This window comes from Ralstonia edaphi, assembly GCF_958350185.1.
GTDB classification, from domain to species: domain Bacteria; phylum Pseudomonadota; class Gammaproteobacteria; order Burkholderiales; family Burkholderiaceae; genus Ralstonia; species Ralstonia edaphi.
Map to the genome: position 1 here is coordinate 25,851 of NZ_CATWHI010000004.1, position 25,865 is coordinate 51,715.

General features: G+C 62.7%; 22 protein-coding genes. 14 read left to right on the plus strand and 8 right to left on the minus strand.

The genetic code is table 11. The features are described 5' to 3' along the window. Positions 1-552 precede the first annotated feature (552 nt). A complete protein-coding gene (locus R2669_RS14970; protein ID WP_316900936.1) occupies positions 553-1,275 on the minus strand; it encodes an SDR family oxidoreductase in 723 nt (240 codons plus the stop codon). A 51-nt stretch (positions 1,276-1,326) separates the two neighbouring features. After that, positions 1,327-1,986 (minus strand): HD domain-containing protein, encoded by a 660-nt coding sequence (locus R2669_RS14975; RefSeq protein WP_316900938.1) that lies wholly within the window; start codon positions 1,984-1,986, stop codon positions 1,327-1,329. A gap of 177 nt (positions 1,987-2,163) precedes the next feature. On the opposite strand from R2669_RS14975, the gene pdxR reads away from it, so the two are divergent. The 6 genes from pdxR (at position 2,164) to R2669_RS15005 (ending at position 7,368) form a co-directional block, all read left to right on the plus strand. Then, the gene (pdxR, locus tag R2669_RS14980) at positions 2,164-3,576 is read left to right on the plus strand and encodes a MocR-like pyridoxine biosynthesis transcription factor PdxR (RefSeq protein ID WP_316900939.1); all 1,413 of its coding nucleotides are present in this window, start codon (positions 2,164-2,166) and stop codon (positions 3,574-3,576) included. Between the two features lie 118 nt (positions 3,577-3,694). Beyond that, positions 3,695-4,111: a cupin domain-containing protein gene (locus tag R2669_RS14985; protein ID WP_316890820.1), complete on the plus strand. Its 417-nt coding sequence runs from the start codon at positions 3,695-3,697 to the stop codon at positions 4,109-4,111. A 24-nt stretch (positions 4,112-4,135) separates the two neighbouring features. After that, the gene (locus tag R2669_RS14990) at positions 4,136-4,591 is read left to right on the plus strand and encodes a carboxymuconolactone decarboxylase family protein (RefSeq protein WP_316890819.1); all 456 of its coding nucleotides are present in this window, start codon (positions 4,136-4,138) and stop codon (positions 4,589-4,591) included. Between the two features lie 328 nt (positions 4,592-4,919). Beyond that, complete coding sequence (locus R2669_RS14995) at positions 4,920-5,486, plus strand: TetR/AcrR family transcriptional regulator (protein WP_147213896.1); 567 nt, start codon at positions 4,920-4,922, stop codon at positions 5,484-5,486. A 45-nt stretch (positions 5,487-5,531) separates the two neighbouring features. Next, the gene (locus tag R2669_RS15000) at positions 5,532-6,497 is read left to right on the plus strand and encodes a quinone oxidoreductase family protein (RefSeq protein ID WP_316900942.1); all 966 of its coding nucleotides are present in this window, start codon (positions 5,532-5,534) and stop codon (positions 6,495-6,497) included. A gap of 274 nt (positions 6,498-6,771) precedes the next feature. Beyond that, positions 6,772-7,368, plus strand: a complete 597-nt coding sequence (locus R2669_RS15005; protein ID WP_316900944.1) for a hypothetical protein — start codon at positions 6,772-6,774, stop codon at positions 7,366-7,368. A 166-nt stretch (positions 7,369-7,534) separates the two neighbouring features. On the opposite strand, the gene R2669_RS15010 is transcribed toward R2669_RS15005, so the two are convergent. Continuing rightward, positions 7,535-7,930, minus strand: coding sequence for a hypothetical protein (locus tag R2669_RS15010; protein ID WP_147213893.1), 396 nt, complete (start codon positions 7,928-7,930; stop codon positions 7,535-7,537). Between the two features lie 272 nt (positions 7,931-8,202). On the opposite strand from R2669_RS15010, the gene R2669_RS15015 reads away from it, so the two are divergent. After that, a complete protein-coding gene (locus R2669_RS15015; RefSeq protein ID WP_147213892.1) occupies positions 8,203-8,934 on the plus strand; it encodes a cyclic nucleotide-binding domain-containing protein in 732 nt (243 codons plus the stop codon). A gap of 289 nt (positions 8,935-9,223) precedes the next feature. Beyond that, positions 9,224-9,460, plus strand: coding sequence for a hypothetical protein (locus R2669_RS15020; RefSeq protein ID WP_147213891.1), 237 nt, complete (start codon positions 9,224-9,226; stop codon positions 9,458-9,460). A 399-nt stretch (positions 9,461-9,859) separates the two neighbouring features. Here R2669_RS15020 and R2669_RS15025 read toward each other — a convergent pair whose 3' ends face one another. From R2669_RS15025 to R2669_RS15035, 3 genes are all read right to left on the minus strand, one after another. Then, entirely contained in the window at positions 9,860-10,177 is a 318-nt protein-coding gene (locus tag R2669_RS15025; RefSeq protein WP_147213890.1) for a hypothetical protein, read from the minus strand. 321 nt (positions 10,178-10,498) lie between these two features. Beyond that, positions 10,499-10,813 (minus strand): hypothetical protein, encoded by a 315-nt coding sequence (locus R2669_RS15030; RefSeq protein WP_147213889.1) that lies wholly within the window; start codon positions 10,811-10,813, stop codon positions 10,499-10,501. Then, a complete protein-coding gene (locus R2669_RS15035; RefSeq protein WP_316901471.1) occupies positions 10,813-12,531 on the minus strand; it encodes a methyl-accepting chemotaxis protein in 1,719 nt (572 codons plus the stop codon). The genes R2669_RS15030 and R2669_RS15035 overlap by 1 nt, the downstream gene beginning before the upstream one ends. Before the next feature lie 521 nt (positions 12,532-13,052). Here R2669_RS15035 and R2669_RS15040 point away from each other — a divergent pair. Continuing rightward, positions 13,053-15,749, plus strand: a complete 2,697-nt coding sequence (locus R2669_RS15040; protein ID WP_316900947.1) for a sensor domain-containing diguanylate cyclase — start codon at positions 13,053-13,055, stop codon at positions 15,747-15,749. A 157-nt stretch (positions 15,750-15,906) separates the two neighbouring features. Next, entirely contained in the window at positions 15,907-18,018 is a 2,112-nt protein-coding gene (locus R2669_RS15045; protein WP_316900948.1) for a hypothetical protein, read from the plus strand. A 138-nt stretch (positions 18,019-18,156) separates the two neighbouring features. On the opposite strand, the gene R2669_RS15050 is transcribed toward R2669_RS15045, so the two are convergent. Further along, the gene (locus R2669_RS15050) at positions 18,157-18,543 is read right to left on the minus strand and encodes a hypothetical protein (protein WP_147213886.1); all 387 of its coding nucleotides are present in this window, start codon (positions 18,541-18,543) and stop codon (positions 18,157-18,159) included. Between the two features lie 136 nt (positions 18,544-18,679). Next, complete coding sequence (locus R2669_RS15055; protein ID WP_316890812.1) at positions 18,680-19,129, minus strand: hypothetical protein; 450 nt, start codon at positions 19,127-19,129, stop codon at positions 18,680-18,682. Positions 19,130-19,872: 743 nt separating this feature from the next. Between R2669_RS15055 and R2669_RS15060 the strand changes: the two genes are divergently transcribed. From R2669_RS15060 to pdeM, 4 genes are read left to right on the plus strand one after another with little or no spacing between them, the layout of a single operon-like run. Further along, the gene (locus tag R2669_RS15060; protein WP_316890811.1) at positions 19,873-20,937 is read left to right on the plus strand and encodes a ligase-associated DNA damage response exonuclease; all 1,065 of its coding nucleotides are present in this window, start codon (positions 19,873-19,875) and stop codon (positions 20,935-20,937) included. Next, positions 20,934-22,580, plus strand: coding sequence for an ATP-dependent DNA ligase (locus R2669_RS15065; protein WP_316900950.1), 1,647 nt, complete (start codon positions 20,934-20,936; stop codon positions 22,578-22,580). Before R2669_RS15060 ends, R2669_RS15065 begins: the two co-directional genes overlap by 4 nt. Further along, complete coding sequence (locus R2669_RS15070; protein ID WP_316900952.1) at positions 22,577-25,192, plus strand: ligase-associated DNA damage response DEXH box helicase; 2,616 nt, start codon at positions 22,577-22,579, stop codon at positions 25,190-25,192. Before R2669_RS15065 ends, R2669_RS15070 begins: the two co-directional genes overlap by 4 nt. Beyond that, the gene (gene pdeM / locus R2669_RS15075) at positions 25,189-25,848 is read left to right on the plus strand and encodes a ligase-associated DNA damage response endonuclease PdeM (RefSeq protein ID WP_316900954.1); all 660 of its coding nucleotides are present in this window, start codon (positions 25,189-25,191) and stop codon (positions 25,846-25,848) included. Before R2669_RS15070 ends, pdeM begins: the two co-directional genes overlap by 4 nt. The last annotated feature ends 17 nt before the right edge of the window (positions 25,849-25,865 follow it).

Consider the following 25,865-nt stretch of genomic DNA (forward strand, 5'->3'; position numbering starts at 1 on the left):
GAGAATGGCTTAACGGTGGGGCTTTGCGGGAGTTATGTGACTGCTGTACGTCCCACCATCTGATGATGTTGAGGAGCAACCAACGTTGTTGTGCCGTTAAGCATAAAGTGGCCATTTGGACAGGTTATGGTTCTTTACCTGATCGGCCACGCTATGCTTTATCGACACGGCGCACGTTGACGGGCGGGTCCTCAGACGGTCGCAAAGCGACGGGCAAAAAAAGCCGGCCAATGGCCGGCTTTTGTCTTGAACTCTTACGCTTCGGTGACCTTCAGTCCGCCTCCATACGATCCCGCGCTTCCTGCAGCAAGGTGATCACGCCTTTAACGCTGCCAAGCACGGCACTCCGCAATGGATAAGGGAGATTCCAAAGCTGCCTATTCATCTTTCTACAAGGCTATGGCGCTGGACAAGCAAATTGCGGGCTCGTTCAGAAGAAAGTTCTTGCGCACTTCGGACGACTACGTCTGCACGGTTTCACACGATGCGCGGTACCGCAGTAACTCAGTGCAGCGAAGCCAATAGCGCATATGATCGGCAATCAGCAAGCGATCAGAATGCCGCCTTACCTATCGATGCGCCACCGTCAACAAACAAGGTTTGCCCAGTGATAAAGCCCGCATCCTCGGACAAGAGAAACGCCACGGCCGCTGCCAATTCCTCGGGCCTGCCGAATCGCTTCATCGGCACCAAAGACAGAAAGCGTTCCTCTGCCTCGCTACCCACGGGCGTGTTCTGGCGGAACAGTTCGGTTTCGGTGGGCCCAGGCGCGACCGAATTCACGGTGATGCCAGTTTGCGCGAGCTCCAGCGCCCACGTGCGTGTAAAGCTCATCATTGCCGCTTTTGATGCGGCGTAGGCCGTCCGGTTGGCAACCCCGAGAACCACCAAACTGGAAAGGTTCACAATCCGGCCCCACCCTCGCTCACGCATGCCTGGCACTAAGGCCTGCACTGTTTGCACGGCCGAGATGAGGTTGTGTCGGAAGGACGTTTCGAGGTCGTCCAGATCGACAGCCTCCAAGGCGGCCAGCCGGACGAATCCCACATTGTTGACGACGCCATCAAAGGCGTAGCGGTCTACCAGCTTGTCGAGCGTTTGCGCCGTCGCATCGCGATCGGTCAAGTCCACCGAAATCAATGTGCCTGGGAAGCTCGGATCGTCAGCCTTGCGCGCAAGACCAACGACCTGATGACCATCGGCAGCGAGCCGGTGGGAAAGTGCCCGACCGATGCCTTTGCTCGCTCCGGTGACCAAGAATGTACGTTTTTGCATTACGAAAATCCTGCAGAACTAGGGGTTAGCTTGTGAGACCCACCGAAGAGGTCAGCCCCACTTGGAATTCAGGATGACCGTGCACAGGTTCGTGCGCTGGAAGCTCGGGTCTTTGTGAGCCAGAAAATCGTCGTTGAACGTGCCGAATGTGGTGGCTGGTCGATGCTTCATGCCTTCGTAGAAGGCGTCGATCATGTTGGCGGCGAAATCGCCCCCACGCGGATAGGCCGTGACCACGAGTGCCCGCTGCTCTGCCGTGAGCGCCTCGAAGTCTCGTCCCGCCACATCCAATCCCGCTCCGGCCTGCACCAATGCGATTTCACCGCCCATGTGTTCGGGAATGCCCGGTGTGGTATGCAGAGCTACTGCAGCCCATACCTTGGCTACGTCAGCCTCGGAAACCTGATGGCTGCGCAAAAAATCGCGGGCCGCATTGGCACCGTCCACTTCGAACCTGAGTTCACTTTTCTGATAGGCCTGTGTCAGGCCAATGTCGTGGAACATGGCGGCGACGTAGAGCAGCTCGGGGTCGAAGTCGACGCGTTTTTGTTTCCCCAACATTGCCCCCCATAGGAAGACGCGCGTGGAATGGTTGAACAGCAGCTCGCTTTCGGTATCACGAATAAGCTGGGCTGCTTCACGCGCCAGTCGGCTGTCAGGGATCACCACGCCGATGATCTGCCCGGTGCGCATTGCTTTATCGTGCTTCATGGGGTCACTCCGTCTGTGAAGAACACGTGCCGCCGAGGGTCGACTGTCCCGGTCCGGCCAACCTGGAGGGTGGATGGGACGAAAGAGACGATCCGCTTCTGTACAACACGAAATTACGCTTCCCATGGAGCATCGGACAGGCCCAAGATTGCGAAATCTCGATGTACTATCCGGACCATGGCAACGCCTATTTCTATTGGCCTTGATCGCAGGACGCGTGTCTCACTGTCGATGCAAATCTACGGTTCGATTCGAGATGCGATCGAGTCAGGCCAGCTCACTGCAGGAGCCCGGCTCCCCTCTTGGTCGGACTTGGCCACTCAACTGGGCGTGTCACGTGGCACCGTACGGGCTGCTTATGAGCGTCTGATTGACGAACAATTTGCGGTCGGGCTAGGCGCAGCGGGAACTCGCGTAGCGGCGCGCCCCGTGCAGGCGCCGAGCAAATGGTCGCCCGAGGCGCCACCCCTTCCGAACCTGTTCAACGACTTCAACACAGCGCCTTTGGTGTTTCAGATGGGCGTTCCAGCGCAAGACGCGTTTCCCTTCAAGCTCTGGTCGCGCATTCAGGCGCGGGCAGCACGACGTGCGGCCGCTGCTCCGGTCGCATATCCGGATCCGCGTGGTGATCCCGATCTGAGACAGGAGATTGCGGCGTATCTGGCGGTCTCGCGCGGAATCCGGTGCAGCCCATCCCAAGTTTTCGTCACAAATGGATTCTCGGGTGCCCTAAATCTCGCAATTCGCGGCCTGCAGGTTGAGGGCAAGCACGCATGGATGGAGGAACCCGGCTTCCCGCTCACCCGCACGGCGCTGAGGTTGGCGGGCATGACGGTGGCAGGTGTCCCGGTGGACGCTGATGGCTTGGATATCGACGTTGGGAAACGGATCGCGCCTAAAGCCGCCCTCGCAGTCGTTACACCAGGCCAACATGCACCGTTTGGGATGACTATGTCGCTGGCCCGACGGTTGGCACTGCTTGACTGGGCAGAACAACAGCGCGCCTGGATCATCGAAGACGATTATCTTGGTGAGCTGCAGTTGAAAGGACGCGCTGCACCTGCGCTCGCCTCGCTCGATCAGCATGGACGCGTGCTCCACATTGGCACTTTCAGCAAGACGATCTCGCCCGCACTGCGACTGGGGTTTCTCGTCGTTCCGCCCGTAATGGCTTCCGCCTTCGGCGACATCGCAGCCTGCCTCGCTCCCGCCCCCGCTGCGGCGGTTCAGCACGCCGTGACCGAGTTCATGCACGACGGCCACCATCTTCGCCATCTGCGGCGGATGAAACGTCTGTATGCGGCTCGACAGGACGCTCTAGTCCGTTGCTTGGGTAGTCTCGGCTCGGAATTCATCAATGTGCACGCCGCTGCAGGCATGACTGTCGTGGCCGCCCTGCCCCCCTCCGTATCGGATATCGATGTCGCCGCTCGGGCGCGCACTTTCGGGCTGGCCCCGGTACCTCTCTCGCCGTGGTACACGCGCAAACCGGCAGTGCAAGGGCTCCTGCTCGGCGTAACCAATGTGAATGAAAGAACGCTGACGGCCAACTGTTCTCGCCTGCTGGAAATCGTTCGCGGGCGCCACTAGCGGGCCAAAAATTCCTGCCAAGTCCTCCGACTTGGTACATCAAGAATGTTCATTCCTGGTGCTTTTTACATGCCCTCCTGCGGCACGACAATGCATGGGCACACAGGAGTCAGCCCCCATGAACATTCCATCAGCCCTCGGAGTTGCCTGCGCAGCAATGGCGTTCGGCATCGCAACGCCTGCAGCAGCACATGACACGGCGGAGACCGTCACGCCAAACTTTCGGCACGTCATTCCGAACATCCCGGGAAAGTCGTTGATAGCGGTCGTTGTCGACTACGCACCTGGCGCAGCGTCTGTTGCTCACAAGCATGCGGCGTCGGCTTTCATCTACGCATACGTTGTGTCAGGCGACATCGAGTCACAGGTGGATGACGGCCCAAAGCGCGTCTACCACGTGGGCGAGAGCTTCTTTGAGGAGCCCGGCGCCGTACATCGCATAAGCCGCAATGCAAGCGACTCACGCCCTGCAAAGTTGCTCGCTGTGTTTGTCACGGACAGCGACGACAAAGCCCTGACCACACCCCTCAAATAATGCGCCGTCATAAGGAGTCATGCCATGAGCAAACGTCTTGACTATATCCAGGTCGCGCCTGCGGGCATCAAAGCCCTTGGCGGAGTCTATGGCTACGTCATGCAGAGTGACCTATCGCCCGTTCTGGTCGACCTGGTCTACCTTCGTGTCTCTCAAATCAACAACTGCGCCTATTGCCTCGACATGCATACTCGGGACCTGTTGGGAAAAGGCGTGAAGGTCGAAAAGCTGGCCCTCGTGCAGGCCTGGCGGGAAGCGGGCAACCTGTTCGACGAGCGCGAGCGCGCAGCGCTGGCGTGGGCGGAATCGGTCACGCTGGTGGCTCAAACGGGCGTGCCGGACTCAGCCTTTGAAGCGGCGCGCGCCGTGTTCAGTGAGCGCGAATTGGTAGATCTGACGATCGCCGTCGGCATCATGAACACCTACAACCGCATGGCAATCAGCTTCCGAAACACGCCTCAGGCCGTTGTGGAGCAGTAATAGGCTCGGGTCAACCCGCAAGTCTGTACGCTGAGGAGAGGGCCAATATCAGCAGGACTTACAGCGTCATCCAATCAAAATCGAGCTCGCTCGCCTTCACGATGGCGTACCAATGTTCCCTGCTGCCGGCGCCCTCTCCCCCCTTAAAAAATTTGCTTGTTTGTCCGCCCCACGCTCTACCGCAACGAAAAGTTAGCGTTTGTACTTATCGAACCCACGGGACAACGGTTGCGGGTGCTCGACAACGTCTGGCAAACGCACGCGCCTAGTTGGCTTTTCTACCGAAATATTTTTGACTCATCGTTCCAGAATTCCTATACTCGGCCGCATGGCCAGACCAAAAGAATTCGACGTTGATCGCGCGCTCGATGCCGCGCTGGAAGTTTTCAGAGAGCATGGTTTCGACGGTGCCTCTTCGGGCATGCTCGCCGATGCAATGAAGATCGGGCGCCAGAGTATCTACGACACATTCGGGGACAAGTGGCAGTTGTACCTGTCTGCGTTACGGCGCTATGTCGATACCGAGATCACCGCCCACGCAAAGGCTCTGAGAAGCGAAACGCGTGCGCTCGATGGAATAAAGGCAGCGCTGCGGCGGGTCGTTCAAGAGGCTCATCAAGGCTGCCTGGGAATCAACTCCGTCTGCGAGTTCGGCAGCCGACAACCCGAGGTCAACGACATCAATGCCGCCGCCGACCATTCGTTGCGCCAAGTTTTCGTGGCATGCGTTCGCGAGGCGCAGCTTGCCGGAGACCTGCTGTCCGAACTTGACCCAAACTCCGTCGTCGACTTTCTGGTTGCATGCATTACCGGAATACGCGTTGCGGCGCGGGGCGGCGCGCAGCGGGCCCAACTTGAAGTCATGGAACGGCTCGCAATCCGTGCTTTGCGCTGATTTTTTTTACCAATTCTTGAACGATTGTTCCAAAAAAGGAAAGACATGAAAGCTATCAGGATGACCGGCGTCGGCGACGTCCATGTTCTCAAGTACAGCGATGAGCCAGATCCCCGTCCCGGTGAAAACGAGGTGTTGATCGATGTCCGCGCTGCCGGGGTCAACTTTATGGACATCGGCATCCGGCGCGGCATGAAAGGAGGCGCCTACAAGCCCACCATTCTCGGCGTTGAGGGTGCAGGCCGAGTCATCGAAATTGGACCGGGCGTGGTCGACTTTCGTCCCGGCGACCGCGTCTCTTGGGTTTACGTTGCTTCTAGCTACGCCGAGCGTGTCGTTGCAAACGTCAATTCGCTGGTGAAGATTCCTGACCACATTGACGATCTGACAGCGGCAGCGGTGATGATGCAAGGCCTCACGGCGAGCCACTTCGCCACTGACTTCTATCCCGTGCGGCAAGACGATCTCGCCCTCGTTCATGCAGGGGCAGGAGGTCTGGGACTCATCCTGACCCAACTCATTAAGCTTCGAGGGGGCAATGTGATCAGTCGCGTGTCCAGTTCCGACAAAATCGGTGCTGCGGTGGCCGCCGGCGCAGATCACGTCATCGTCGATACTGAAGGCTCCTTCGCGGAGGAAGCGATCCGCCTCTCTGGAGGTGTAGGCGTCGACGTCGTTTTTGATGGGTCAGGACCGAAGACGTTTCAAGGTTCTCTTGCCGCGCTTCGTCCTTCGGGCACCCTCTGTTGGTTTGGGCCCGTTCTTGGTGGACCAGGCCCTATCGAGATCATGAGCCTGCCCAAGAGCGTCAAGATCGGCTATGCGGTCTTCTCCGACCACATCCCCACGCCAACCCTACTTCGTCGCCACACCAATCAACTCTTCGAATGGATCGGCGAAGGCCGCCTCAACGTGACGATTGGTGGCCAATATCCGCTTTCGGAAGCAGCACGCGCTCACGCCGACATGGAAAACCGGGCGACCATCGGAAAGCTATTGCTCATTCCGTAAGGCGATTAACGGTTGCGGCAATTGCCGCGTGCCACGCCTTTAACGCTGCCAAACACCTGTTGCGGGACACGCCGCGCACCGGCCCTTGTCAACGGCATATAGCGACGGCTGGGCCGATTGGCACATGGTTTCATGCGGCACGCACACCTACCTTCTCTTCACGGCAACGGATGACGACACACGTGCGATCGCTATCTCGCATTTTGCGCGCATGGCTTCGTTCAGATTGACGTTGTCGACCGACTCCCAAACCAACGTCAGGAAGAGATCGATCATGGACATCGCACAAGCGACTGTTATTGGTGGCAACCTGGTTGCCATCATCAAGCGGGACTTCTACAACGGCGGCGCATTCACCGCCATCGGCGGGCTGCCCGTCACCGGGGCAGTCAGGCTGGACAACGGCATCGGCAACGCTGTGCCCAACTCCACGCTGGGCACCCACGAACACAACAGCGTGACCGACGTCGTCATCGACGTGAACAGCCGCTTGCTCCAGCTTGGCGACAACGCCATCAAATTCGCCCTTGCCCACGAACTGGGCCACGCCTTCAGCGAAAAGCTGGCGGCAGACCTGGGCTACGACCACAAGCGACCGCTGGACGGCCCGCGTACGGAGATCATTGCGGACCTGGGCGCCGCATACCTGCTGAAGCAAGCCGGGGTGAGCTGGGACGATATCTGCAACGTTGCCAACAACGGCGTTGCGACCGGCATCTTCAACGCCGGCTGGTCTGGTGACCACCCGCCCGGTGCCAAGCGCGCCGAGTGTGTGAAGAGCCTGGCGGAACTAATGAAGGCCGGCCATAGCTTCAAGGACGCGTTGAAGGGATTGCTGTTGAGCCTTGAGGGGTATGGGCAGGGGCACTAGGCTGTGAGCGTAGTGCCGAGGAATTGAACCGAGGGTAAAGGCCGGCGCCTAGGGTGCCGGCTCTTTGTGGTTGAGGTTGGTCGATCGGCGCGCCATCCCGCAAGATAGGCAACCCTCTTTTGTCTGCAGGGCCACCAATTTCAGCAGTGGTATCGCGGGCAACGACCTACTGCAGGGTTTTAGTCCGACCGGTCTCTTCAACGAAGAAGGCCGAAGGCGCCACCGCCTCGATATCAAACCCCTTGTCCCAGAGAATGTCCCCTGCCTGCACTTCCAGCCGAATACTCAACCAGTCGGCCACTCGGCGGCATGCCTCTTCACGCTTGGCGGCACTGAAACTGGCGTAGCTGGATATCTCCGCGCCCGTGAAATGGAGCGCAAGCGTGCAATTTGCCTGCAGCCCGTAAGGGCTACGGGTCGTCCATTCCGCTTCGACGTCGTAGCCGCCGGCTTTTGTGTGGAATGTTCTGACAAATGCACTTCGCGGTAGCGTTGCTGCGACCACGGCGCCCAATTCCCGTTCGGCAGCGGCGCCGGTCTCTTCGACTTGTGCGTTCAGCATTGCGTTTCCCCCGGGGTTCGAAGCTGGACCAGTATCGAAATTCCCCGAGCGTACCCGCCGCGTTGGCCAAAATACTGACGTGGATCAATTATTGGGCGTATCGGCGGTGGGCTCGTGTACTACTGTGGCTTCTGCAAACGATCCGTCACACGCGAAGAGCTACGTGCCGCGAAGATACCTGCGTATCGGGTATCTGACCCGGCAACATGAAGTTCCGGGAGCGGCTGCCGATAACACTATTGTTTCCCCTCCCGCCCCCCCCCGCACGCCTCATGTCCAACAACACCCCCAACCTCGGCTGCACCACGTGCCGGAACGGTCACCTTTGCCTTTCGCGTGGCTTGAACACCCGCGAGGCGGCCTTGGTGGAGGACATCGCACATCGAAAGATCAGGGTAAAGAGAGGCGAGTCGATTTTCCGTTCCGGCGATGCGCTGGACGATATCTATGCGGTCAAGTACGGGACGTTCAAGCTGACGCTGGGCACCGCCGAAGGCCGGGAAATGATCGCAGCGTTCTACCTGAGCGGCGACATATTCGGCACGGACGGCTTCGAGTCGGATACCCGAACCTCAACGGCAATCGCGTTGGAAGACTCCGAGGTATGCGCCATATCGTGGAACAGCCTTGCCGAATTGGCACAACGGGAAGGCGCGATTCAACAACTGGTTACGCAGATCTTCAGCGCGCGCATCGGCCGCAAACAACGGCTGATGCTCTGCATCGGTTCGATGCGCTCGGAAGAGCGTATCGCCATGTTTTTGCTCGACCTTTCTGAACGCCTGCGGGAACGGGGCTTTTCCAATCGACACATCATCCTTCGCATGAGCCGCGAAGAGATTGCCGAGCACCTCGCCATGACACTCGAAACCGTGAGCCGGATCTTCAGTTTGCTCGCGCGCGAAGGCATCTTGCGAGTGGACCATCGCGAGATTCAGATCCTCGACGTGCAAGGGCTGGAGACGGTTGCACAGGCGGGCGTTCAAAAGCGCCCGGTTCTCTAGCCTCCGCTGAACGAAGCAGGCGGCGAAAGCGCTTTCGCTCGTCGATCATTCGCGAGCATCTTCCATGCGCCCAAAGGCAAATGGGCGAGGCACGCTGCCTTGGCAGAAATAGTCGCATTGCAATTCAGCACATCCTGAAAACGCGCGGCCATTCAGCGCCTCGCGCGATGTACTGGCGGAATCGCTAGACATTGAACTCAAACATTCATACCGTGATGCTATTGGGATGCGCCGCGCAGAACGGCGCGCCGCCTGCGGGAGAAGGGGGAACACAATAACGAGGGGTCCCATGGAATTGATCGTCAAAGCACAGAGAGGCCACGTCGAAATACGCACACAACGACGAACCGACGGCAGATGGGCGAGCGAGTTTCGCTATGCGCCCACCGGCAGAGCACCATTGGAGTGGCAGTCTGCGTGTTCGCCTGAAGGCTTCATCACCGAAGGCATGGCATTGAGCGCGGCGATTCTGCTCGGCAAGCAGACCGCTGAAGAAACCTCCGCCTCCCTGCCTGCCGCTGCATAGGCAGCCGCCCACACGGAAGCGGCATGGCACCCAACGACACCGCCGCTTCCCGCTACCCGCTCTGCGCCGCGCCATCGGCTGCGCAAGCTCCGCCGTCGACCCGGCCTGGGAAAGCGACTGCACCATTGCCCTGGCGATCGAAGCGCCCCCTCAAAAAAAAAAAGGCCAAGCTGGGACGCGCTTGGCCTCGGACAGACGAGAAGGTCAGCTCTCGCCCTGGGTGCCGCAACACGAGCGTGGACGGCACGGGCGACATCCTGCGGCCAATCCGGGCGGCCTGGAATCCGCCGGAAGAGCTAAGGCAAATTCGCGCTATCGCAGCAGGAAAAAATGCCACGACGAGCCACGTCGATGGCCACGGCAGGCCGGGGCCATCAAAGGTCGAAATAGCGTTGGCCGTCAATGATCGAGAACCGCTTCGCCGTTCTGCCGCCGCTGCATCGCTGCCCGGGTCGTCAGAACTTCATCGAAAAACGCATCGCTGTATGCGGGCATCGATCCGAACTCGGCCGCCAGCGGGATCGCCTCTTCCAGGCTTGCGTTGAAGGCGTCGAGGGCCGCCCGGGCGGCGGCAGGCGGAAGATACGGCAATACCGCCTCCCGAAACTTCATCAGCACCACCATGCGCGCCGCAATGGCGCCCATGGACTCCAGGTTCTTTCGCAGAACGGCTTTGACCTGAATAAGCTCGCCTGTGTCTTCCGGTTCGGGCGTCATGGCTGTCTCCTCCCTGTCGCAAGGCTGCTCGCCGTTAAAGGCGCTCACCAACTCAACCGCTTACCTCAAGTTAAGTGCGACTCCTGCTTTCACACACGGGATGGAGGCGAGCGGAGTTGATCCTGCTCAAGCTCAACTCAGCTGCTGCGCGCACACCGTAGTGGAGGTGGAGAGCAAAGCCGATGCGGTGGCGACGTTCTACGCGCCCAAAACAGACTCCCCACCACCATGGAATTGCCTCAAGCAGGTGCCACGGCAACGCGGCACCGAAAGGATGGGGAGGCGATTGGGCGACCGACGCTCGTCCAGGGAAACGCTGCCCTATACGGGCTTGTTCCCCAAGGCTTCGAGGGCTGTCAACAAGACGTTTGCCTGTTCCAGCAACGCATCGTGATACTCCGCCGGGACGGCCATGTCGTCCGTCAATGACATCGACTCTTCGATGCCACGCCGGAAGGCAGGCGTAATGGCCTTGAGTTGCTTGCCGTCGCACTGCAGGAAGACCGCGCCCACAAACTGGTAGAGCACCGCCAGGCGCCCACTGAACCGCAGTACGGTTTCAGCGGTTGTCCGCGTAAAGTCCTCCGTTGCCGCGCCGCATGTTCCTGGGCCGTACATCATCGCTGCTGCGTCCATCAGAAGGCCTCCCATTGGTCGGCTGAGCCCGCTGCCATTGCAGGTTGCACCGCGGACGCCAAGCGTTCAGAACCTCGCCTGGTGCTGACACTCGACTTGCGCGCCACGGAGCCCTTAGGCGCCGGCATGCCATGCAGCGCCCCGCTGCTCATGGCCAGCCCGCCATCGTCGGCAAGCCTGAAAACGGACACAGCCTGCTTGAGCTTGATCGCCTGCTCCTCTAGCGAATGCGCGGCCGCAGACGCCTCTTCCACGAGCGCGGCGTTTTGCTGGGTGGCCTCATCCATCTGGCTCACCGCCTGATTGACCTGTTCGATGCCCTGGCTTTGCTCCTCCGAAGCTGCGGCAATCTCGCTGACGATATCGGCGACCTGCTTGATGGCCTGTTTTACTTCTCCGATGGTGGCGCCGACATCGGTCGCTTGCCTGGCGCCATCCTGGATCATGGCCACAGACGACCCGATCAGATCCTTGATCTCCTTTGCGGCTGCAGCCGAGCGTTGCGCCAGGCTGCGCACCTCACTGGCAACCACCGCAAAGCCACGGCCTTGTTCGCCGGCGCGCGCGGCCTCCACCGCCGCGTTCAGCGCGAGGATGTTCGTCTGGAATGCGATGCCTTCGATCACACCGGTGATCTCGGAGATTCTTGTAGAGCTGCCGCTGATCTGCTCGATCGTGCCGACCATGCCTTGCATGGCATCGTTGCCCGCGTCGGCTACGTCGGTAGCGCGCGTGGCGAGAGCGTTCGCCTGCTTGGCGGCATCGGCGTTCTGCCGGACCGTCTCGGTAAGTTGAGCCATCGTCGAAGCGGTCTGCTCCAAGGACGCGGCTTGCTCTTCGGTGCGCTTCGAGAGGTCGGTATTGCCTTGCGCAATCTCGGTGGACGCAGCAGCAACGTTGTCGGCGTTCTGCCGGACCGTACCGACCACGCTGGCCAGCGAATCCTGCATGGCCTTCAGGGCCGACAGCAGCGGACTGAATTCGTCGCGTGCCATGTCGGCATGTGTTGCGATCAGGTCGCCGTCGCGCACCCGTTCTGCAACACGCTGCGAGACTTCTACACGCTGACGCAAGGAACGTCCCGTGAACCACGAGAAAGCGACAAGTCCCACTGCAATCGCCAGCACCAGGCCATTGAGCTGACCCCGCGTCTGCGATGCTGCGGCAGTAATGCCCGCCACTTCATCGGTGAGGATGCCCTCTTGCCGCTTCTTCTCGGCGTCGAGCCATGCCTGCATGCGATCCAGCGCAGGAATGGTTTCAGTCATGAGCATGTGGAACGCGTCGTCTCGTTGCCCCGCTTGGATGAGCTTCAGGTTGCGCTCAACAAAGGGCCACGTGACCTTCTGAAGGTTCAACCAGTTCGCTTCAAAAGCGTCACGGTCTGCGGCCTTGGTCAGTTCCTTCAGGAACGCGGCATCGTTCTCGGTAATCTGCTTGCGTCGCGCGTTGATTTGCTCAACCGATTGGCCCACGTCTTCGGGCGTCTTCACCAACATGGCATGGCGGATCTGCAGCAACACCCGCGTCACGCACTGCTCGGTACTGGCGATGCGCTGCAATTGGAGCACGCGGACACGTCCAGCGGTGTCGGCAAGCGCCGCCACGTTGGACAGCTGAACCCAAGACGCCATGGCCAGTGCGGCCAATGCGCCAATCAAGATGAAGGAGAAAAAATAGAGTCTCTTGGTGAGACTGAATCTCGACAGAAGTTGCATAGCGCTCCCCAGCAAAACAGCGTTTTTGTGTAAGGGCGCAACGCATGACGGTTGGCCCGCAGGTCCGTTGGCCTGCGATGCCATCTCTGCAAGACCCAGGCCAGAAGCAGCCAAGCGCAAGCTGACAAAGGACGTCCACGTAGTGGCCCGCCGCCGTGAGTCGAACACAGCGACCAACACGGCAGCCGTCTGCTCGAGCAACGTTCCACCCTGGAGCAGCTGTGGAAAAACGCAACATTGAGCACCGGTCCTGTCGCCGGCAATCAAGCGTCAAACCCTTGACGTAGATCAAGAAACGTTCGTACGCGGTTCTAAGGTTTCCGCAGCAGGCGTCGATTGGAGCAGCGGTACACCGCGATCACGCGTTACGAGACGCACGCCACCCTATTGAGATGCGCGTCGATCCAGCACCGTGACTCCGTCGAATCCCAATCCCGCTCACAACGGCCGGCGCGTGTGGACGGCGCCCCGCCGGGCCGTCGGTCCCGCAGTCGGACAAAACGCATAACAGAAAAATCCGCATGAGCCGGCCCACCCTGAAATTCCAAGCTGCTTTGCTGGCCAGCCTCATCGTGGCCACCCTGATCTGCATCGCTTTCCTGGCCGAACGAACGAAGTTCCGGTCAGACATTCAGGTATTGATTCAGAAGCACCAACAGGCGCTGGTAAAGGATGCCGCGACCGACCTCCGTCAGCGCATGGACGCGTACCTCGACATTGTCCAGCGCACCGCAGGCCAGACCCGCAGGGTCCACTTCGCGTCTATGCAAGACGCTCGCAAGTACTTTGCTTCCATCGCGCCCACTGCCGGGATGTTTGATGGCGTGTTCCTTGTCGGCATGGACGGCAAGGTGACAGCCGTGTCCCCTTACGTAGAGCAGGTGGTCGGTCTGGACGTTCATGACCGCGACTACTTCAAGCAAGTCGTTGTCGTCGGTCAGGCCACCATCTCCGCACCGCTGCGCAACCGAATCGGAGGCGCGCCAAACATCGTCTTCGCCGCACCCGTCTTGAATGAAGCGGGTCACATGGTTGGCGTGTTCTGCGCATCGCTGGGGTTGCTTCGCCCGAACTTTCTGGGCGACATGCGGAGTACCCGCATTGGCGAGCACGGCTATCTATTCGTTGTTCAGCGGGGCAATGCCCCGGTATTCGTCATCCATCCAGACGACGAAAAGCTCCTCGCCAACACCACAGCGGAGCCGGACATCGCAAAGGCGCTTGCCGGCCAACCTCTGGATGAGGCAGCGCCGATGATCACGCTGGAGAACGTCATTGCCACAGGATGGACGTTGGGGTCGGTCATCCCCAGGGCCGAAGTTGATGCCCCCTTTGCCGTCATGCGACACCGCCTGGGGTGGGTTTCCCTTTGCCTGATTGGTCTGGTCGCGTTGTCTGTGTGGAGCGGCATGCAGTGGCTTCTCAGGCCTTTGCACCGTCTGCACGTCGCTTTGCGTCGGCCCGACCACTGCGAATGGGATGGGCTCACTACGCTCGATATCGGACGCGCTTCTCCCGAAATCGACTCCATCGTGCGGAGCCTGCGCGCCCTCATGGGTCAGGTCGTACAGCAGAGGGCCGAACTCGAAGCGGTCAACGACGCATCACCGCTCGGATTCTTCCGGACACGCAATGACGGCCGCACGACCTATGTCAACGACGCGTACTGCCGCATTCTCGGCCTGTCGAAGGAAGATGCGCTTGCAGATTCCTGGCGTGAAAGGCTCTCACCGGAAGACAAGGAGCGCGCAGAGAACGCGTGGGATGCCTCGAGAGAAGCGGGCCTGCTCTTTCGCGACATGCAGCGCTTCTCCATACCGGGCGAACCGGACCGCCAGATATCCGTGACGGCTGCCCCTGTTGTGGTGGACGGGAAAGCCGAAGGATATGTCGGCGTCATTGAAGACATCACACAACGCGTTCGCGCCGAAGAGGCGATTGGCGCGCTGATGTCCATTCTGGAAGCCACGCCGGACTTCATTGCCCAAACAGACCGGTACGGGCAACTGACCTACATCAACCCGGCGGGTCGAGTCTTCGCGGGCATTCCGCCCGACAAAGCCGTCAGCGAAACGACCATTGCCGACTACCACCCGCCCCAGACGTTACAGCTGCTGAAAGAGGTCGCCGTGCCCACCGCGCTGAGATCGGGCATGTGGATGGGCGAAACGCTCGCATACAACGCCGAGCGAGAAGTCGTTCCTGTGGCCCACACCGTCATCGTTCACCGCGATGCCACCGGCAAGCTTGACCATTACTCCGCGCTCATGCGGGACATCCGTGCCGAAAAGGCAGCGAAAGAAGCCATCCAGCGCAACGCAGAGACCTTGCAGACCATCACGGACGCAATGCCGGGGCACGTGCTGTTCGTGGGCGCAGACGGCCGATACGAATTTGTAAACGCCGCCTATGCAAGCGAGATGGGCATGCCACGTTCGAGTCTTGTCGGCAAGACCGTTGCCGAAGTCGTGGGCCTGGCCGCGTATGAGCGCCTGCGCGAGCCATTGGAGAAGGCGCTGGCGGGAAGCCCGCAGAAGTTCGAGCGCGAGGAGCGCATCGGGTCCTCGCTCACATACCGGGAAGTTCAGTATGTTCCGCAGTTCCGGGCCGACGGCACCGTCATCGGTGTGCACATCCTTGTCACGGACATCACCGCCCGCAGGGAGAAGGAGATCCGTCTGAAAACCCTGTCGATGACAGACCATCTCACGGGTCTGATGAACCGCGCTGGCTTTGACAACCAGATGGAGAAAGCGCTTTCTTCCGGCAACCGCCGCGAGCTGGGCGCCCTGCTGCTCATCGACCTCGACGGGTTCAAACGCGTCAACGACACTTACGGCCACTCAACCGGCGACGAGGTGCTGCGCGCATTTGCCGACCGGCTGCGCACAGTCACACGTCCGTCCGATTTTGTCGCCCGCTTCGGTGGCGACGAATTTGCCGTCATCGTCGGGCCGGTGAACGACGAAGCGTTGCACAGGCTGGCTGGCCGAATCGTTTCGATCGGCGCGCGGCCCTACAAGTTTGGTGAAGTCGTCATTGAACTGGGGTGTAGCGTTGGCGTGGCACGACTGAGCCACAACGTGGAGCGGGCCGTCGTGTTTGCCGCCGCAGACGAGGCGCTCTATCGCGCCAAGGGCCACGGCAAAGCGCGCTACGAATTCTCCGACGACGTTCCGATCACAGAAGCCGTACCGGAGTGCGGCGGCCCTCGTTGAGCACCGACAAAAACTGAATCGGCCGCGGTGGCAACCGGCGTCGCGCGCACATGCCGGCGCGGCATCTGCGCAATTGGAAGATAAGGCTGGTGTCCGCTTCGCTATTTAGTTGATCAGGCGGGCAGTGCGCCTTATACGCTGAAGATACTCAACGTCGATGCTCGAGCAGCTCGGCAATATCAACCGCCTCAGAATTCGGACACGTCCATCCGTGAAAGCTTTACAACTCTCCTACATGGCGAGCGCTGTACTCGCGCTTACCCTCGCGGGCTGCGGCTCGTCCGCCCCGGTCGTTTCCGGCAGCGTCTTACTGGGCGCCGTGGCGAACGCGAAAGTCGCGATCTACGCACTGAACCCTGACGGCAGTGCGGCGCCAGAGCCGCTCGCCACCACCATGACCGCGAGCGACGGCACGTTTTCGCTGTGGCAAGCGCTGCGCTATCCCGTGCTCGTCCGGGTAACGGGAGGCACATACGAAGAAGAGGCGACCGGCGCAAGCGGGAACCTTTCGGGTGAAGTCGATGCGGTCTACTTGTCTGAGCCGACGCGGATGGTTGTCTCTCCGTGGTCGAATGCCGTGGTCGAAGATGCCCGCAGCGCGGGTGGCCTGACTCCCGACAACGTCGCCGCCGCTTTGTCGCGCGTGAACGCCCTGGCAGGCAACATCGACGTGCAGCAGACCCTGCCCACGTTCGTGGAAACGGGCGGCACGTCGGACGTGACGCCTGGCGCGCTCATGGCGCTGGCCCTGGGGGCCGAATCACAAAGCCGCACGTCTGCCGGGATATCAGTTGCCGAGAGCACTGCAAACATCGTCGCGCAGGCGGCCAACGGCGACACACTAAGCGACTGCCACGCCGGCGCGGGCGACGTAGCCGCTGACGGCACGGTGAGTGCGCCGGCCGCTGCGAACTGCGCCATCACGGTAGGGGCTGCCGACTATATCGGCGGGACGCGTAACCGCTCTGGCATCACGTCTGTTTCGAAGCTGCGCGCCATCATCCCGGGCCAGCCCTCGGCCATCACCGTGAGCAGCGCGGCCTGCCACGACCGCAACGCGCTCCTGGGCGAAGCGTCCCCCCTGTTCGAAAGTCGAAAGAACGACGTGCAGGCGCAGCTTGGCAACGGCGTGACCGTCGCCAATTGGGCGAACTACGCAAATGGGGGGACGTGGGGACCGCATGCCGCCGTATACGGCGCGATTTCCGCGGCGTCGTGCAATGCCGACGTTGCGACGTTCCAGCGTGAACTCGTGATGGCCGTGGAAAACTACTGGGTGGACCAGGGCCTGAACTATTGCCACCACCACATCCCCGGCTGGCTCCCGCCCGCAAGCCCGGCGAAGTTCCGCAATTCGTCATCCGGAAGTACATCTGGTGGTGATAGCTCCGGCATGACCTGTACTGCAAATCGCAGGAGCGACGGCGCGCAGAGTCTCGCTGCCCTGACACATGCCGAGGTCAAGTGGCTAGGGGTCGATTGCTCGGACTTCACATCATGGGCATACAACTTTGCGGGCGTCACGCAAAAGGACGGCAATCTCGAAACCGGTATCGGCACGCAGGCATGTTCGACCGGCGATGACCCGCTGGTGGGCAAGGAGCAGGCGGGCGTCCTGCTCGACATCAACCAAGGCAACATCGCGAGCCTCGTTGGTCACCTGCGGCCGGGCGACCTTCTGTACATCACGCAGACCGCGCCGCAGCCCGGGAACGCCACGCCTTCGAACATCGCGAACGGCTACATCGTCTCCCACGTCATCACCTGGACGGGCAAACGATTCAGCGAACTCAGAAATGGCCCGGACGGCAACCTGTTCGACCCGGCCACCGCTGGAGAACGCGGCTCGCGCCTGGGTGCCGACATTGGTTCTTACTTGAAGAGCGCAACGGCCGGTCAGAAGGTACTTCCGTCTGAACTGGGAAGTGTCGACAAGGACCCATGGATGATCATCGACAGCCATTTTGCGGGCCCGGCATATCGTCCGTTCGTGATTCCCACCGCAGCGATGAAGGCGGACTGGTACGTCGAAAATCTCTCGCACGTGCGCCGCATCATCGACGCGGACTCCGCGCGTACAGATCCGATCCTCTCGCCGCTGATCATCGGTAAAGAAGCCACTGCGAACGGCGATTACGGGAAGGTCCTGACATTCAGTTCACCGCAGTCGCGTGCCTCGACCGGCGCCTACAAACTGATCTATCAACGCCCCAAGAAGAACGCGATTCCGACCTGCTATCGAGTGGGCACCGCTGCGATTACGCAGTAAGCAGGTGCGATGGGGTTGCCGGTTCGCTACCGGCTGCAGCGGCCCTGACGCGGGCTCCGGGATGGACGCCCACAACGTCCATTACCGGCCCGCACGCGATGGCACCGAGCCCTTCCCGCCGTCGCCTGCGATGGACCGTCAGGCCCGTTGCAAATCAGCGCCTGGATGGAAGATGCCCCCAGGTACGGCAACGCAGATATCGAAGCCCATCTCGCTGTCGCCAGTCTCCTCTGCACCTTCGAGCGCCCAGTTCGCCCAATCCTTCAATCGTCTGCACGTACTTGCACGCGCCTCCATGGGCTGGTGGAAGTAAGCCTGCAACATCGACTCCGTCAGGTGGAACGAAAACGAATTCACCTGCTTGGCGCCTTGCGGGCCTTCCACTATCCACCACGCATGAACATCTATTCCGTCTAGCTCGTCGCCTTCCAGTCGCAAGACGGCCCGACGGGGCAGCGTCTCGGTTAGCGCATCTTGGAGTTCACGTAGACAGGTCTTCTCGGCTTCGCTGATCGTCTCGCGCATAAGGCCTCCGCATTTCCGCGCACCCACATTGACGGGCCGCCATTCGAAGGTAGCTCCTGCGTAGCCGCGTGCGTTGACGGCGCACAACGAACCGATGTTTAGCGGAGGAGCGTCAAATGGCGGACCGAACTTCCGCTCACGTCAGCGGCGGCAGGGATGCCCCTCGATAGAGCGAAAAATCGTGCTCCCGGTCCTGGCGGCCAACCTGAATGGTGTCTTGCTCATCCACAAAGAAGGCGTTTGGCACGGCCAGCACCAGGTCGTAGCCGGTGTCTGCGCGCTCTCGGCCCTGGATTTCCAACTGCCCCACCAGCCATTCGCTCATGCGCCGGCAGATTTCCTCCCGTCTTGGATGGTTCAACCGGCAGTACGCCCTGGCCTCCACCAAGCTGAAATGCAGTTTCAAGGTGCATTCCTGCCGATTGCCGCGGGCTGTCGGCATCGTCCACTTCGCAGCCACGTCATAGCCGCCGCAGGCGGCCCTTGCGGAACTGACAAGCGCGCCTCCGGGCAGCGCACGGGACACCGAGGATTCCAGTTCCCAAAGCGTGGCGGCGACCACCTCATCTGGTTGTTGCTCAAGCATGACGTTCCCCGTTCTTAGCCTATTGGATGGCTTCTCTGATAGGACCCACGGTACGTCGATGCTGGCCTTCGCTGGCTGACACAGATCAACTTCCGACCGGATCGGCAGGCACCGCGGATGGGGGCGTTCACCAGCGTTCAGCCGTCCAGGATCTTTGCAACCGGCGCTTATGCCCCGCGAACCGATCGGGCGCCAAACGTCGTTTTTTCCCACCATTGAAGAAACGGCCAGGTACGCCCCAGCCACGGGGCCCTGGGCGCCGCAACCAGTCGGCCAGCCGGCCTGGCATGCCGGCTGCTTACGGCACGGGGGCGCAACCGGAGGCCACGCATGCATCACGCATTACGAGTAACACGACAAGCAGCCGCGGGTTGGCTGCTCTTCCTGATATCGACGACGGGCAGCGGGCTTTCGCTCGCGCAGCCCACGGAGCCCCGGTCGGCATCGCCCGACGCCGCTCAAGCCGCTCAAGCCCCTCAACCCGGCGAAGCGAAGACGGCAAAGCACTCCTTGTCGCGATATCCGGACACCATGCCGGCCTCCGCACCGCAATCGCCTTCCCCGCAGACCACGAACCCGCCCGCAGGACTACGCGAGCCCGGTGGCAGCAATGATGCGTCGGGCGCCAGTGCCGCGGCGGGCCCCGGAGGGCCTGCGGACATGCGCGGCGAGCCTGTGCGCAAGCAGCCATTGCGTTAATGTTGTCGCGGGAGCCAGATCGGGGCATCCAATGAGAGCGAGCGATGACCAGTGCAGCGGACTTGATCGTGACAACGCCCAGCGGCCTGTACTGTCCTGCAGGCGACTTCTACGTTGACCCATGGCGGCCGGTCGATCGCGCCGTCATCACGCACGCCCACAGTGACCACGCTCGCGTCGGGCACCGGCATTACCTGGCTGCCGCTCCGGGGGAGGGCGTGCTGCGCGCGCGGCTGGGTGACGACATCCCCCTGCAGACGCTGCCGTACGGGGAATCCATCGTCCACCACGGCGTCCGGCTGAGCTTTCATCCGGCGGGGCACGTGCTGGGCTCTGCGCAGGTGCGGCTCGAATATGGCGGCGACGTGTGGGTCGTGTCCGGCGACTACAAGGTGGAGGCTGACAGCACCTGCACGCCGTTCGAGCCGGTGCGATGCAATACCTTCATCACCGAATCCACCTTCGGGCTGCCGATCTACCACTGGCGGCCGCAAACCGAGATCTTTGCGCAGCTCAACGCATGGTGGCGCGGCAATGCCGACGCGGGCCGGGCAAGCGTCGTGTTCTGCTACGCCTTCGGCAAGGCGCAGCGCATTCTTTCAGGGCTCGATACCGGCATTGGGCCCATCGTTTCGCACGGCGCCATGCTGCAACTGGATGCCGCCTATCGGCGCGCGGGCGTGGCACTGCCACCCACGCAACTCGCTACTGACGTGCCGCGCGCGGACTTGCGACGCGCGCTCGTGCTGGCACCGCCCTCCGCACAACGCACGGCGTGGATGCGCCGTTTTGGCGACTACGCCGATGCCTTTGCCAGCGGCTGGATGCAGCTGCGCGGTGCACGTCGGCGGCGCGGCGTCGATCGCGGCATCGTGCTGTCCGATCATGCCGACTGGCCCGGCCTGCTGCAGGCCATCGACGCCACGGGCGCCACGCGTGTCTATGTCACGCACGGCCAGGTCGCGCCAATGGTGCGTTGGCTGTGCGAACGCGGCCTGGATGCGCGCGCCTTCGCCACCGAGTATGGCGACGAGGGCGAAGAAGGCAATGCCGCCGAAACAGGAGACACGCCCCCGTCCGGCGAGCCCCACGACACGCCCGCGTCATGAAAGCCTTCGCCGACCTGTACGCGCAGCTCGACGCCACCACATCGAGCAACGGCAAGCTGGCCGCACTGGTGGCCTACCTGCGCACGGCGCCCGATGCCGACGCCGCGTGGGCGGTCTACTTCCTGGCCGGTGGCAAGCCGCGCCAGCTGGTGCCGGTGCGCGTGCTCGCCAGCTTTGCGCAGACCACCTCCGGCCTGCCCGAATGGCTGTTTGACGAGTGCTACCAGGCCGTGGGGGACCTGGCCGAGACCATCGCCCTCGTCCTGCCCGATGCAGATCACGCCGACGACGCCAGCCTGACCGAATGGATGGAGGCCCGCCTGCTGCCGTTGCGCGGGCAGCCGCCCGAAGTGGTGCTGCCGCGCCTGGCGGAGCTGTGCCGCGGGCTCCCGCTGCATGCGCGGCTGGTGTTGATGAAGCTGATCACGGGGGCGTTTCGCGTGGGGGTGTCAAAGCTGCTGGTCACGCGCGCGCTGGCGGAGGTGGGCGGCACCGACCCCAAGCACGTGGCGCAACGGCTGATGGGCTATACCGACATCGGCCAGGCGCCCACCGCCGAGCGCTATCGCGCGTTGCTGGCCGATGCCAGCGTCGATGGCCACGCGCTCGATACCGGACACCCCTATCCGTTCTTTCTCGCGCACCCGCTGCAGGCTGACCTGGAGGCCTTCGACACCCTGCTCGGCACGCCTGCTGAATGGCAAATCGAATGGAAGTGGGATGGCATCCGCGCGCAGCTCGTGCGTCGCGCCGACAGCGCATGGCTGTGGTCGCGCGGCGAGGAACTCATTACCGATCGCTTTCCAGAACTGTCCGCCATGGCGGAGGTGCTGCCGCCAGGGACCGTGCTCGACGGCGAGATCGTGGTCTGGCAGGCGGGCCGCGTGCAGCCGTTTGCCCTGCTTCAGCAGCGTATCGGCCGCAAGACGCTGAATGCACGCGTGCTGCGCGATGCGCCGGCCGTGCTGCTGGCGTATGACCTGCTGGAATGGCAGGGGCAGGATCTGCGTGAGCGCCCGCAGAGCGAACGGCGCGCGCAACTCGAACGCGTGATTGCGGAATGCATCCATCCGGCGCTGGAGCTGTCACCTTTGCTGCAAGGCGACGACTGGCAGCATCTTGCCCAGCAGCGCGAAGCGTCGCGCGAGCTTGGCGTGGAGGGGCTGATGCTCAAGCGGCGCGACGCGCGCTACGGCGTGGGCCGCACCAAGGATGTGGGCGTGTGGTGGAAGTGGAAGATCGATCCGTTCTCGGTCGACGCCGTCCTGATCTATGCACAACGCGGCCACGGCCGGCGCGCGAGCCTGTACACCGACTACACCTTCGCCGTGTGGGATGCGCCGCCCGATGTGCCCGAGCGCAAGCTGGTGCCGTTTGCCAAGGCGTACTCCGGCCTGAGCGACGCAGAGATCCGTCAGGTCGACGCGCTCATCCGCAAGACGACGGTGGAGAGCTTTGGCCCCGTGCGCAGCGTGGCGCCGACGCTGGTGTTCGAACTGGGCTTCGAGGGCATTGCGCGCAGCCCTCGGCACAAGAGCGGCATCGCGGTGCGGTTTCCGCGTATGCTGCGCTGGCGACACGACAAGCCCGTCGCAGAAGCCGATACGCTGCAGACGCTGGAAAGCCTGCTACCGCCGTCATGAACGCACCCGCATCGCCCGATCTTGATACGTGGTTTGCTGCGCGTGGCTGGACGCCCATGCCGTTCCAGCGCACCGTGTGGTCGGCCATGGCGCGCGGCGAATCGGGCCTGCTGCATGCCACCACCGGCGCGGGGAAAACCTATGCAGTGTGGCTGGGGGCGTTGCAGCGGCTGGCGCAGGCGCGCGGACGTGGCGGCGCACCGCCGTTGTCGGTGCTGTGGCTCACGCCCATGCGCGCGCTGGCGGCCGACACCACCCGCGCATTGACCGAAGCGGCACAGGCACTGGCGCCGCACTGGACGCTCGGCTTGCGCACCGGCGACACCGGCAGCGCCGAACGCGCCGCGCAATCACGCCGCTTGCCCACGGCTCTGGTGACCACACCCGAAAGCCTGTCGTTGCTGCTTGCACGCGCCGATGCTCGCGAGGCCCTGGGCTCGGTGCGCGTGGTCGTCGTGGATGAATGGCACGAACTCGTTGGCAACAAGCGCGGCGTGCAGGTCCAATTGGCGCTGGCCCGGCTGCGCGCGTGGTCGCCGGACCTGATCGTGTGGGGGCTTTCTGCCACGCTGGGCAACCTAACGGAAGCCATGGACGCGCTGGGCGATGCAGGAACGCCCACCCCCGGCACGCTGGTGCAGGGCCACCTGCCCAAGCGCATGGAGATCGATACGCTGCTCCCCGACGGCGTAGGCCGGTTTCCATGGGCCGGGCATCTGGGCATGGCGATGCTGCCGCATGTCTTGGAAGAGCTGGAAAGCGCCCGCACCGCGCTGGTGTTTCTGAACACGCGGTCGCAAGCGGAGCTGTGGTATCAGGCCGTCATCAACGCGCGGCCGGAATGGGCTGGGCTGATTGCGTTGCATCACGGCTCGCTGGACCGCGCAACGCGCGACTGGGTCGAGACCGGCCTCAAGCAGGGCCTGCTGAAGGCCGTGTTCTGCACGTCCAGCCTCGATCTCGGAGTCGACTTTCTGCCCGTGGAACGCGTACTGCAGATCGGTTCGCCCAAGGGCGTGGCGAGGCTGTTGCAGCGCGCGGGGCGATCTGGCCACGCGCCCGGCCGCCCTTCTCGCGTGACGGTGGTGCCGACGCACAGCCTTGAACTCGTGGAAGGCGCGGCCGCGCGCACAGCAGCCATGTCGGGCCAGGTGGAAGCCCGCACCTCGCCGCATAAGCCGCTGGACGTGTTAGTGCAGCATCTGGTGACGGTGGCGCTGGGCGGTGGCTTCGTGCCCAACGCGCTGTTGGAGGAAGTGCGCCGCGCCTGGGCCTACCGCGACTTGCGCGACGACGAATGGCAATGGGCGCTCGACTTCGTACGACAGGGCGGCCACTCGCTCACGGCGTATCCCGACTACCACCGCGTCGTGCCCGATGAACACGGCGTCTGGCGCGTGCCCGACGCACGCCTTGCGCGGCGACACCGCATGAGCATCGGAACCATCGTCAGCGATGCAACGATGACCGTGCGCTGGTGGCACGCCTCCGGCGGCGGCGCGCTGGGGTCGATTGAAGAAGGTTTCATTGCGCGGCTGCGCCCCGGGGACAACTTCCTGTTTGCAGGCCGCCTGCTGGAGCTGGTGCGCGTGCAGGACATGACGGCCTATGTGCGGCGCGCCACCGGCAAACGCGCTGCCGTGCCGCGCTGGAACGGCGGTCGCATGCCGCTTTCCACCGAGCTGGCGCACGCGGTGGTGGCGCAGCTTGATGCGGCAGCACATGCCCGCTTCGACAGCCCCGAAATGCAGGCCGCGCGCCCGCTGCTGGAGTTGCAGGCGCGCTGGTCTGCGCTGCCCACCACGGCAACGCTGGTGGCCGAGACGCTGCACTCACGCGAAGGCTGGCATCTGTTTCTCTACCCGTTTGCCGGGCGGCATGCGCACCTGGGCCTCGCGAGCCTCCTCGGCTGGCGCGCGGCCAATCGCACGCCGGCGACCTTCTCACTGGCATTCAACGACTACGGCCTCGAACTGCTGTCGGCCACGCCCATCGACTGGCCGGCGCTGCTGGCCAGCGGCGAACTCTTTGCCACGCACACGCTCATGCACGATGTGCTGGCCAGCCTCAACGCCGGAGAACTGGCGCAACGCCGCTTTCGCGAGATCGCACGTGTATCGGGCCTGGTGTTTCAGGGCTACCCCGGCGCGCACAAGAGCGCGCGCCAGTTGCAGGCATCTTCCGGCCTGTTCTATGAAGTCTTCCGGCGCCACGACCCGGGCAACCTGCTGCTGTCGCAGGCAGAAACCGAAGTGCTGCGCCAGGAGCTGGACCTCGACCGCATCGAAGCGGCCCTCATCCGCATGCGCGGCTTGCGTCTCCAGCTTTGCGCACTGAAGCGGCCTTCGCCGTTCGGCTTTCCGCTGATGGTGGAACGGTTTCGTGAGCAGCTTTCCACCGAGAAGCTCGCCGATCGGATCGCACGCATGCTGGCCGAAGCGGAGCGCGCCGCCGGCCCCGAGCCCACTGATCCGGATGCGGCCACACGGCCGGAAATCGAGACAGATGTACAAGCTGCGCTGCGCCTGACAGAATCGCCCGACACAGCCGGCAAATCCAGCCGCCGCCCGCGCCGGCCACGCAAGACATCGAAGCCGCTGCCACTGTTATGACCTCTTCTTCGGACCTCGCCATCCAATGCGCGGGCGAGACCGTATGGCTCCTGCCCGAACGCGCGCTGTGGTGGCCCGTGCAGCGCATGCTGATGGTGGCCGACGCGCACTTCGGCAAGGCGGCGACCTTCCGCGCGCGCGGCGTGCCGGTGCCGGCCGGAAGCACCAGCCAGGCGGTCGCCCGCCTGGACGCCATGCTGGCCCGATTGCCGGTCGCGCATATCGCGTGGCTGGGCGACCTCCTGCACGCGCGCGAGGCGCACGCCGCCATCGATGCACTCGCCGCCTGGCGCGCACGCCACGCCGATGTCGCGTGCACGCTGGTCCGCGGCAACCACGACCGCCACGCGGGCGACCCACCTGCGGACTTGCGCTTCAACGTGGTCGAAGAGCCTTGGGGGATTGGCCCCTTCGCGCTATGCCATGAGCCGCAGGTGGTGCCCGGTCGCTACGTCATTGCCGGTCACGTGCACCCGGGCGTCGTCATCAGCGGACCGGCTCGGGACCGCCTCCGGCTGCCGTGTTTCCGGTTTGGAACAAGCGGCGCCCTCCTCCCCGCATTCGGCGAGTTCACCGGCTTGTGGACCGCGCCGGCTGCGCCGGGAGAAGCGCTCTTTGCTGTCGCCGATAACTGCGTCTGGCCGCTGCGCAGCTAGGGCGCATCCTTCCTGCA

Bases quoted from the DNA above. Each gene is read 5' to 3' on its own strand.
- R2669_RS14970 (WP_316900936.1), bottom strand. From the start codon at position 1,275: ATGCAAAAACGTACATTCTTGGTCACCGGAGCGAGCAAAGGCATCGGT.
- R2669_RS14975 (WP_316900938.1), bottom strand. From the start codon at position 1,986: ATGAAGCACGATAAAGCAATGCGCACCGGGCAGATCATCGGCGTGGTG.
- pdxR (WP_316900939.1), top strand. From the start codon at position 2,164: ATGGCAACGCCTATTTCTATTGGCCTTGATCGCAGGACGCGTGTCTCA.
- R2669_RS14985 (WP_316890820.1), top strand. From the start codon at position 3,695: ATGAACATTCCATCAGCCCTCGGAGTTGCCTGCGCAGCAATGGCGTTC.
- R2669_RS14990 (WP_316890819.1), top strand. From the start codon at position 4,136: ATGAGCAAACGTCTTGACTATATCCAGGTCGCGCCTGCGGGCATCAAA.
- R2669_RS14995 (WP_147213896.1), top strand. From the start codon at position 4,920: ATGGCCAGACCAAAAGAATTCGACGTTGATCGCGCGCTCGATGCCGCG.
- R2669_RS15000 (WP_316900942.1), top strand. From the start codon at position 5,532: ATGAAAGCTATCAGGATGACCGGCGTCGGCGACGTCCATGTTCTCAAG.
- R2669_RS15005 (WP_316900944.1), top strand. From the start codon at position 6,772: ATGGACATCGCACAAGCGACTGTTATTGGTGGCAACCTGGTTGCCATC.
- R2669_RS15010 (WP_147213893.1), bottom strand. From the start codon at position 7,930: ATGCTGAACGCACAAGTCGAAGAGACCGGCGCCGCTGCCGAACGGGAA.
- R2669_RS15015 (WP_147213892.1), top strand. From the start codon at position 8,203: ATGTCCAACAACACCCCCAACCTCGGCTGCACCACGTGCCGGAACGGT.
- R2669_RS15020 (WP_147213891.1), top strand. From the start codon at position 9,224: ATGGAATTGATCGTCAAAGCACAGAGAGGCCACGTCGAAATACGCACA.
- R2669_RS15025 (WP_147213890.1), bottom strand. From the start codon at position 10,177: ATGACGCCCGAACCGGAAGACACAGGCGAGCTTATTCAGGTCAAAGCC.
- R2669_RS15030 (WP_147213889.1), bottom strand. From the start codon at position 10,813: ATGGACGCAGCAGCGATGATGTACGGCCCAGGAACATGCGGCGCGGCA.
- R2669_RS15035 (WP_316901471.1), bottom strand. From the start codon at position 12,531: ATGCAACTTCTGTCGAGATTCAGTCTCACCAAGAGACTCTATTTTTTC.
- R2669_RS15040 (WP_316900947.1), top strand. From the start codon at position 13,053: ATGAGCCGGCCCACCCTGAAATTCCAAGCTGCTTTGCTGGCCAGCCTC.
- R2669_RS15045 (WP_316900948.1), top strand. From the start codon at position 15,907: ATGCTCGAGCAGCTCGGCAATATCAACCGCCTCAGAATTCGGACACGT.
- R2669_RS15050 (WP_147213886.1), bottom strand. From the start codon at position 18,543: ATGCGCGAGACGATCAGCGAAGCCGAGAAGACCTGTCTACGTGAACTC.
- R2669_RS15055 (WP_316890812.1), bottom strand. From the start codon at position 19,129: ATGCTTGAGCAACAACCAGATGAGGTGGTCGCCGCCACGCTTTGGGAA.
- R2669_RS15060 (WP_316890811.1), top strand. From the start codon at position 19,873: ATGACCAGTGCAGCGGACTTGATCGTGACAACGCCCAGCGGCCTGTAC.
- R2669_RS15065 (WP_316900950.1), top strand. From the start codon at position 20,934: ATGAAAGCCTTCGCCGACCTGTACGCGCAGCTCGACGCCACCACATCG.
- R2669_RS15070 (WP_316900952.1), top strand. From the start codon at position 22,577: ATGAACGCACCCGCATCGCCCGATCTTGATACGTGGTTTGCTGCGCGT.
- pdeM (WP_316900954.1), top strand. From the start codon at position 25,189: ATGACCTCTTCTTCGGACCTCGCCATCCAATGCGCGGGCGAGACCGTA.